8 protein-coding genes are annotated in these 8,539 nt (G+C 44.1%); all 8 read left to right on the forward strand.

Annotated elements, in window-relative coordinates; translation table 11 throughout:
• Positions 1 to 28: 28 nt before the first annotated feature.
• The 8 genes from UB32_RS12780 to UB32_RS12815 all read left to right on the forward strand — a co-directional run bounded on the left by UB32_RS12780 (position 29) and on the right by UB32_RS12815 (position 8,352).
• Positions 29 to 262, forward strand: a complete 234-nt coding sequence (locus UB32_RS12780; RefSeq protein ID WP_044394334.1) for an acyl carrier protein — start codon at positions 29 to 31, stop codon at positions 260 to 262.
• Between the two features lie 147 nt (positions 263 to 409).
• On the forward strand, positions 410 to 1,177 hold the full coding sequence (rnc, locus tag UB32_RS12785) for a ribonuclease III (protein WP_044394335.1): 768 nt from the start codon (positions 410 to 412) through the stop codon (positions 1,175 to 1,177).
• Between the two features lie 165 nt (positions 1,178 to 1,342).
• Positions 1,343 to 4,912 carry a chromosome segregation protein SMC gene (gene smc, locus UB32_RS12790; protein WP_044394336.1) on the forward strand — a complete coding sequence of 1,190 codons (3,570 nt, stop codon included), beginning with the start codon at positions 1,343 to 1,345 and terminating at the stop codon, positions 4,910 to 4,912.
• A 15-nt stretch (positions 4,913 to 4,927) separates the two neighbouring features.
• Positions 4,928 to 5,929: a signal recognition particle-docking protein FtsY gene (ftsY, locus tag UB32_RS12795; RefSeq protein WP_044394337.1), complete on the forward strand. Its 1,002-nt coding sequence runs from the start codon at positions 4,928 to 4,930 to the stop codon at positions 5,927 to 5,929.
• 100 nt (positions 5,930 to 6,029) lie between these two features.
• Positions 6,030 to 6,359, forward strand: a complete 330-nt coding sequence (locus tag UB32_RS12800) for a putative DNA-binding protein (RefSeq protein WP_044394338.1) — start codon at positions 6,030 to 6,032, stop codon at positions 6,357 to 6,359.
• 13 nt (positions 6,360 to 6,372) lie between these two features.
• Entirely contained in the window at positions 6,373 to 7,725 is a 1,353-nt protein-coding gene (ffh, locus tag UB32_RS12805) for a signal recognition particle protein (protein WP_044394339.1), read from the forward strand.
• 109 nt (positions 7,726 to 7,834) lie between these two features.
• Positions 7,835 to 8,107 (forward strand): 30S ribosomal protein S16, encoded by a 273-nt coding sequence (rpsP, locus tag UB32_RS12810; protein ID WP_044394340.1) that lies wholly within the window; start codon positions 7,835 to 7,837, stop codon positions 8,105 to 8,107.
• 14 nt (positions 8,108 to 8,121) lie between these two features.
• The gene (locus tag UB32_RS12815; protein WP_044394341.1) at positions 8,122 to 8,352 is read left to right on the forward strand and encodes a KH domain-containing protein; all 231 of its coding nucleotides are present in this window, start codon (positions 8,122 to 8,124) and stop codon (positions 8,350 to 8,352) included.
• The last annotated feature ends 187 nt before the right edge of the window (positions 8,353 to 8,539 follow it).

Raw genomic sequence — 8,539 nt, forward strand, 5'->3', positions numbered from 1 at the left:
ATAATGGCTTGAGGGGAGGTGAACGAGCATGGCAGACGTTTTAGAACGCGTAACAAAAATTATTGTTGACCGTTTGGGAGTAGATGAATCTCAAGTAACTTTAGAAGCATCTTTTAAAGATGATCTAGGTGCTGATTCCCTTGATGTTGTTGAATTGGTTATGGAATTGGAAGACGAATTTAACATGGAAATATCCGATGACGACGCTGAGAAAATCGGTACAGTTGGTGACGCTGTGAATTACATAAATAGCCAAGTGTAATGGTACGATTCACTGAGAAGCTCCGTTTTTTAAAACGGAGCTTTCTTCCAGTTTTTTTCTTTTTGGCTATTGTTTTTTGTAAAATGGAATTGTAATCCGGCAATTTATCAAAATCAGCTTTAATTTATGAGCAAGGTGGAATTAATCATGCGCAATAGTAGCAGAGAAAGAGAAAAGATGAAAATCCGCGCAAAGGAGATGAAATTCAAAGAATTCCAAGATAGAATTGGAATTCATTTTGATAGTGAAAAATTATTGAAGCAGGCTTTTACCCATTCATCTTATGTGAATGAGCATCGCAGGAAGCCCCATGAGGACAATGAGAGACTAGAATTTCTCGGGGACGCTGTCTTGGAACTGACTGTATCACAATTTTTATTTAAAAAATATCCGATGATGAGCGAAGGAGAATTAACAAAACTTCGGGCGGCTGTCGTTTGTGAACCATCGCTTGTGGACTTTGCTAATGAACTGGACTTTGGTGGACTAGTTTTACTTGGAAAAGGCGAAGAAATGACAGGTGGCAGGACAAGGCCAGCGCTCCTGGCCGATGTGTTCGAAGCCTTCATCGGCGCTATGTACCTTGATAAAGGAATTGATACAGTTACTACATTTTTGGAAGGGATCGTTTTTCCAAAAATCAATGCCGGTGCTTTTTCTCATGTGATGGATTTTAAAAGCCAGCTTCAAGAACTTGTTCAGCGAGATGCAACAGGCTCGCTGGACTATAAGATCATGAAGGAGATTGGACCAGCGCACAGCAGAGAGTTCGAATCCCGCGTTTACCTTAATGGCAAAGAATTGGGTGCAGGTACTGGCCGCTCCAAGAAAGAAGCGGAGCAGCATGCTGCTCAGATGGCGCTTGAAAAGCTGAAGTCCCACATGGAGGCTTCGCCTGAACGGTACGGAGATTAGGACAAAGTATCTTAACGACATTCATTTTTTACAAAAGCCTGATTTCCGTTATTTTCATCTCGTAATGGCTACCTCTTGCAATTTTCCAAAAAGCTTTGCTTGGAGAATCGAGATGGTTGTGCCTAACACATCTTAGAATAAGTGAAATGGAAAGGGAGAGCCCTATTGTTTTTAAAACGATTAGAAGTGGTCGGATTTAAATCGTTTGCCGAGAGAATCTCTGTTGAATTCGTTCCTGGCGTGACCGCAGTCGTGGGACCAAATGGGAGCGGAAAAAGCAATATCACCGATTCGATTCGCTGGGTTCTTGGAGAACAATCAGCCCGTTCGCTGCGAGGTGTGAAAATGGAAGATATCATTTTCGCCGGCAGTGAGTCACGAAAGCCGCTGAATTTTGCTGAAGTCACTTTAACCCTTGATAATGAAGACCAATCACTGCCGCTTGATTACAACGAAGTAAGTGTTACTAGGCGTGTGTATCGATCTGGAGACAGTGAATATTTAATAAATAAACAAAATTGCCGACTGAAGGATATTGTGGAGTTATTCATGGATTCCGGACTTGGGCGCGAAGCCTTCTCGATCATCAGCCAGGGAAGGGTGGAAGAAATTCTCAACAGCAAGCCGGAAGAACGAAGAACGATCTTTGAAGAAGCGGCCGGAGTCCTAAAGTATAAATCGCGAAAAAAAAAGGCAGAAAGCAAGCTGTTTGAAACCCAGGAAAACTTAAACCGTGTAACAGACATCATCCATGAGTTGGAGACCCAGGTAGAGCCGTTAAAAATCCAGGCATCGATTGCAAAGGATTATCTCCAGCAAAAAGAAGAACTGGAACAAATTGAAGTAGCGCTGACCGCTTATGAAATAGCGGATCTTCATGGACGCTGGGAGCAGCTTTCAAGACAACTGGAACTGCATAAGGAAGATGAACGAAACCAGTCTGCGATTCTTCGCAGTAAAGAAGCTGAAATCGAAAAAATGCGCGATCAGTTAGTTTCGCTCGATGAATCGGTCAGTGATCTACAGAATGTCCTTCTGCATGCTAGCGAGGAACTCGAAAAGCTGGAAGGCAGGCGGGAAGTACTTAAGGAGCGCAAAAAAAATGCCTCGCAAAATAAAGGTCAGCTTGAGAAGAATATAGCGGAATTGACATTGGCGATTGCCAGCCTTGAAGAACAAAAGGCGAATTATAAGCAATCAGTTGCTGAATTGGCAGCGGAGGCTGGATTGCTGCAAAGACAACTTCAGGAAAAACAGGAGCAATTAACGCTTTATAGCGAAGATGTTGAGGTTAAGATCGACTCCATCAAAAGTGACTACATCGAGGTGCTTAACGAACAGGCAGGAGCCAAAAACGAAAAAGTTTATATGGAGCAGCAACTGCAGCAGCTTGCTGTCAAGGGAGCCAGACTGGATCAAGAAAATGATCGATTCGTATCGATCCGCGAGGAAATCAATGAAAGAAAAGCTGAAATCGAAAATAACGCAGCTTCCTTACAGCTGGAATTGGAAGAACAGGTCAAGCTTTATTTTCGCGAGCAGAAGCAACTGGAATCGCTAAGAAGTAATTACGAGAAGCAAGAGAAAATATTGTATCAAGCATACCAATTCATCCAGCAGGCGAAATCGAAGAAAGAAATGCTGGAGGAAATGGAAGAAGACTATTCCGGCTTCTATCAGGGAGTCAAAGAAGTGTTGAAAGCTAGGAATACCCAACTGCAGGGGGTAGAAGGAGCCATTGCCGAATTGATCCAGGTGCCTAAGCAATTTGAAACCGCAATGGAAACGGCACTTGGCGGTGCTATGCAACATATTGTCGTCCAGACGGAAGAAAACGCAAGAGCTGCCATCCAGTTTTTAAAACGGAAATCATTTGGCCGGGCAACCTTCCTACCTCTCAGCATCATCAAGGGCAAGTATCTGACTGGTGCCCAGCTATCCCTTCTTTCAGGACACAGTGCCTATATCGGCACTGCTGCTGATTTGATTCAATATGATCAAAAATATGCCGAGGTGATAAAAAACCTGCTCGGGAATGTCATGATTGCAAGAGATTTGAAGGGTGCCAATGAAATAGCGAAAATGCTGCAATATCGCAGCCGGATTGTAACCATTGAAGGCGACGTAGTCAACCCTGGTGGATCGATGACGGGAGGCGCAGTGAAACAAAAGTCCTCATCCCTTTTAAGCCGTAAAGGTGAATTAGAGGACTTGACCAACAAGCTGGCTGACATGGAAGAGAAAACCAGGGCGCAGGAATTGCGGGTAAAAGCATTAAAGGCTGATATGCAATCTAGTGAAGCAAGGCTTGCAGAACTCCGGAAAACTGGAGAAGAGCTTCGCTTCAAACAGCAGGCTCTTAAAGGCGATCTTCGGGAAGTTGAGTTGGAACAGAAAAACAGTAATGAACGGTTATCGATCTATGATTCTGAAAAGACCCAGCTTGATACAGATAAGGCAAAGCTGCAAACAAGGCTGGCAGAACTGGATGAGCTGCTGGAGAAGTATCGTCAGACACTCGTTCAACTCGATAAGGAAATAGAAAGATTGACAGAGCTAAAAAAAACGAATACCACCTCCAAGGAGACGCTTGTTTCTGAAATCAGTGATTTGAAAATCAGCTTGGCTGCAAAGAGAGAACAGCTTTCGCATATGAAGGAAAAACTAGATTCGGCAAGCTTGCAGGCAGATGAACAATCAGATAAATTATCCGAGCTGAAAGAAGATTTGTCTCTTCTTTCTTCAGAGATGACGGATAGTTCCTCTGGAGAAACGAATTTGGAAGAAGCAGCAAAGCATAAGCTGCAGGATAAAAATGAGACGCTGAAGCTAATCGCCACCAGAAGGCAGGAGCGACATGAGCTTCAGAACAGACTTATCGATGTGGAATTGGAGTCTAAGGAGTTAAGAAGGCTGCAAAAAGGCGTCAATGAAGCACTTAAGGATGAGGAAGTGAAATTAAACAGACTCGATGTGGAGCTGGACAATAAGCTTGCTCATCTTCGCGAAGAGTATCTGCTTTCCTATGAAGCTGCGAAAGAACAGTATCCACTGACGATCCCGGCTGAGGAAGCCAGACGAAAAGTGAGGCTCATCAAACTGGCAATAGAAGAACTGGGAACGGTCAATCTTGGCGCAGTAGAGGAATACGAACGAGTATCTGAGCGTTATGAATTCCTGCTAGAGCAAAAGAACGACCTCCAGGAAGCAAAGGACACGCTTTTCCTAGTCATCGAGGAAATGGACAAGGAAATGAAGAAGCGTTTTGAGCAGACATTCACTGGTATCCGCTCTCATTTCGAAACTGTGTTTCAAGCGTTGTTTGGCGGCGGAAGAGCAGACTTGCGGCTGACTCATCCGGATGACATGCTGAACACTGGGGTTGAAATTGTTGCCCAGCCACCAGGAAAAAAGCTTCAGAACCTAAGTCTGTTATCTGGCGGTGAGCGTGCATTAACAGCGATCGCTCTGTTATTCTCGATCCTCAAGGTTCGGCCTGTCCCATTCTGCATTCTCGATGAAGTCGAAGCGGCATTGGATGAAGCGAATGTATATCGATTCGCCCAATATTTGAAAAAATACCGTGAGGAAACACAATTTATCGTTATCACCCACCGAAAAGGAACAATGGAAGAAGCGGATGTCCTGTATGGTGTCACAATGCAGGAATCGGGCGTCTCAAAACTTGTATCCGTCCGGCTGGAGGATTCAAAAGAACTTGTAAAAATGGAATGAGAAAGGCGATGGACTATGAGTTTTTTCAAAAAATTGAAAGAAAAATTATCGTCCCAGACTGAGAGTGTCTCAGAGAAATTTAGAGAGGGCCTGACAAAAACGAGGGATAATTTTACTAGTAAAGTGAATGATCTAGTATCCCGGTATCGTAAAGTGGATGAGGAATTTTTTGAAGAGCTTGAAGAAATCCTCATCCAGGCAGATGTTGGATTTGAAACGGTGATGGAATTAGTCGAGGAACTGAAGAAAGAGGTTAAGCGACGCAATATCCAGGATACGAAGGAAGTCCAAGCTGTCATTTCCGAGAAACTTGTTGAAATGTACGAAAATGGAACGAATGACGGATCATTCCACCTGAACATTCAGGAAGATGGATTGACGGTTATCCTATTTGTTGGAGTCAATGGTGTCGGCAAAACTACGACGATCGGCAAGCTTGCCCATAAACTCAAGAGGGAAGGTAAGAAGGTCCTTCTTGCTGCTGGAGATACATTCCGCGCTGGTGCGATTGAGCAGCTCGAAGTCTGGGGCGAGCGTGTAGGAGTGGATGTGATCAAGCAGGGGGAAGGGTCAGATCCTGCTGCGGTCATGTATGATGCGATCCAATCTGCGAAATCAAGGAAAGCTGATATTCTGATCTGTGACACTGCTGGCAGATTGCAGAATAAGGTCAACCTTATGAAAGAGCTTGAAAAAGTAAAGCGTGTCATTGAACGCGAAGTACCGGGTGCGCCGCAAGAAGTCTTGCTCGTACTCGATGCAACTACGGGCCAGAACGCACTGATTCAGGCGAAGACATTTAAGGAAGCAACCGACGTAAGCGGCATTGTGCTGACGAAGCTTGATGGAACGGCCAAGGGTGGGATCGTGCTGGCGATTCGCAAAGAGCTCCATATTCCAGTGAAATATGTCGGACTTGGCGAAAAAATGGATGACCTGCAGGAATTCAATGCAGAAAGATATGTTTATGGTCTATTCGCGGACTTAGTAGAAGCAGAAGCAGCTGAAGAATCTTGATTTACAGGCAAATTGCTGTAAAGAACTTTTCTTGACAGCGAAGAAAAACGTGTGTAAACTCTTAATGTAAAGGTATTTCACTTAACATGGGGGAATCCGAATGCTTGAGAAAACACACCGCATGAATTATTTGTATGATTTTTATCAGGCATTGCTGACTCCAAAGCAAAGCAGTTATATGGCACTATACTATCTTGATGATTACTCACTTGGGGAAATTGCCGCGGAGTATGATGTTAGCCGGCAGGCTGTATACGATAACATCAAACGCACGGAAGCGATGCTCGAGGAGTACGAAGAAAAATTATTGCTGTTTGACAAATTCCAGAAACGAATCGAGCTGATTGAAAAAATGAAACAGCTTATCGGGAATGACGAAAACAGCCATGTTCTTACTGAAATGATAGCCGAGCTTGAGAAACTAGACTAGGGAGGCACATGCTATGGCATTTGAAGGATTGGCCGACCGACTGCAAAATACAATGCAAAAAATCCGCGGCAAAGGAAAGGTTTCCGAAGCGGATGTAAAAGAAATGATGCGAGAGGTCCGTCTGGCTCTTCTAGAGGCTGACGTTAACTTTAAGGTAGTAAAGGATTTCGTGAAAAAAGTTACTGAAAGAGCAGTTGGCCAGGAAGTCGTGAAAAGCCTGACTCCAGGCCAGCAGGTCATCAAGGTTGTGAAAGAAGAACTTACTGAGTTAATGGGTGGGGAACAAAGCAAGATTACTGTTTCCAATCGCCCGCCGACCGTCATCTTGATGGTCGGGCTTCAAGGTGCAGGTAAAACGACGACAACCGGAAAACTTGCCAATCTTCTTCGCAAAAAATACAATCGAAAGCCATTGCTTGTAGCTGCGGATATTTACCGTCCAGCGGCGATCAAGCAGCTTGAAACGCTGGGCAAACAGCTTAGCATGCCGGTATTTTCCCTAGGCGACCAGGTAAGCCCCGTCGAGATCGCAAAACAGGCGATCGCCAAAGCAAAGGAAGACCATAATGACTATGTGCTAATCGATACTGCTGGCCGACTCCATGTGGATGAAAAACTGATGGATGAGCTGAAGCAGATCAAAGAGCTTTCCAAGCCAGACGAAATCTTCCTTGTTGTCGATGCGATGACAGGGCAGGATGCTGTCAATGTGGCTCAAAGCTTCAATGAACAGCTTGGCTTGACAGGGGTAGTCCTGACAAAGCTTGATGGCGATACCCGAGGCGGTGCAGCACTTTCTATCCGCGCTGTGACAAATACGCCGATTAAGTTTGTAGGTCTTGGAGAAAAACTGGATGCACTGGAAGCGTTCCATCCGGAAAGAATGGCATCACGAATTCTTGGTATGGGCGACGTCCTTACACTGATTGAGAAAGCTCAGGCAAACGTCGATGAGGAAAAAGCAAAAGAACTTGAGCAAAAAATGCGCACCGCATCCTTTACCCTTGATGATTTCCTGGATCAGCTTGCCCAGGTTAAGAAAATGGGGCCGTTGGATGAAATCCTGAAAATGATGCCTGGTGCAAACAAAATCAAGGGCATGAACAATCTTCAAATTGACGAGAAACAAATCTCACATGTTGAGGCGATCATCCAATCGATGACAGGCAATGAAAAAATTCATCCGGAAATCATCAATGCTAACAGGCGCAAACGGATCGCGAAAGGAAGCGGGACCTCCATTCAGGAAGTAAACCGTCTTCTGAAACAATTCGAGGATATGAAAAAGATGATGAAACAGATGACGAATATGCAGCAAAAAGGCAAGAAAAAGGGCGGCTTGAAGTTGCCATTTAACCCTTTTTAACTTGTAAATTCAGGTATTTTCAGTCTGTAAAGAAAAAAACCTTTACAAGCTGTTTTCAATTTGGTATTATTTTATCTTGTGTGAAACTATTCGGAGGTGCTTAATTAAAATGGCAGTAAAAATTCGTTTAAAACGTATGGGAGCTAAAAAATCTCCTTTCTATCGTATTGTAGTAGCTGATTCCCGTTCACCACGTGACGGCCGTTTCATCGAGTCTGTAGGAACTTACAATCCAGTTGCTCAACCAGCAGTCGTTGAACTCAACGAAGAGCTAGTTCTAAAGTGGCTGAAAGATGGAGCTAAACCTTCTGATACAGTGCGGAACTTGTTCTCTAAGCAAGGAATCATGGAAAAATTCCACAACGCAAAACTTAGCAAATAATTGTGGACGCGCCCATGAAAGAATTAATTGAGACGATCGTGAAACCCCTTGTTGATTTTCCGGAAGATGTTCATGTGAAGGAACAGGAAGAGGATCAGCGCGTAACCTATAAGCTTTCCGTCAACAAAAGTGATATGGGCAAAGTCATCGGAAAGCAGGGCCGCGTTGCAAAGGCAATTCGAACAGTAGTCTATGCAGCAGGATCATCACAGCAAAAGAAGATTTTCTTGGAAATCGTCGAATAACAATCAATTGCGCAAGCTCATATTATAAATGATTGTTTTGGAAAAAGGGAGGGGAAACCCTCCTTTTTTCTTTGTTTAGGAAATTATAAAATAATTTAGTTATGGATAACTACTTGTGGTTTCTTAATCCAGCTCCAGCGCCTAGCCCCTCGAGTCGCTTCGGTCCGCCCAATGAAGTCAAAGAACG

Origin of the sequence: Mesobacillus subterraneus, assembly GCF_000934845.1 — a bacterium.
Taxonomy (GTDB): Bacteria; Bacillota; Bacilli; order Bacillales; family Cytobacillaceae; genus Mesobacillus; species Mesobacillus stamsii.

What these genes read in the sequence shown, in the direction of transcription:
- UB32_RS12780 (WP_044394334.1), top strand. Translation starts at nt 29, where the DNA reads ATGGCAGACGTTTTAGAACGCGTAACAAAAATTATTGTTGACCGTTTG.
- rnc (WP_044394335.1), top strand. Translation starts at nt 410, where the DNA reads ATGCGCAATAGTAGCAGAGAAAGAGAAAAGATGAAAATCCGCGCAAAG.
- UB32_RS12800 (WP_044394338.1), top strand. Translation starts at nt 6,030, where the DNA reads ATGCTTGAGAAAACACACCGCATGAATTATTTGTATGATTTTTATCAG.
- ffh (WP_044394339.1), top strand. Translation starts at nt 6,373, where the DNA reads ATGGCATTTGAAGGATTGGCCGACCGACTGCAAAATACAATGCAAAAA.
- ftsY (WP_044394337.1), top strand. Translation starts at nt 4,928, where the DNA reads ATGAGTTTTTTCAAAAAATTGAAAGAAAAATTATCGTCCCAGACTGAG.
- rpsP (WP_044394340.1), top strand. Translation starts at nt 7,835, where the DNA reads ATGGCAGTAAAAATTCGTTTAAAACGTATGGGAGCTAAAAAATCTCCT.
- UB32_RS12815 (WP_044394341.1), top strand. Translation starts at nt 8,122, where the DNA reads ATGAAAGAATTAATTGAGACGATCGTGAAACCCCTTGTTGATTTTCCG.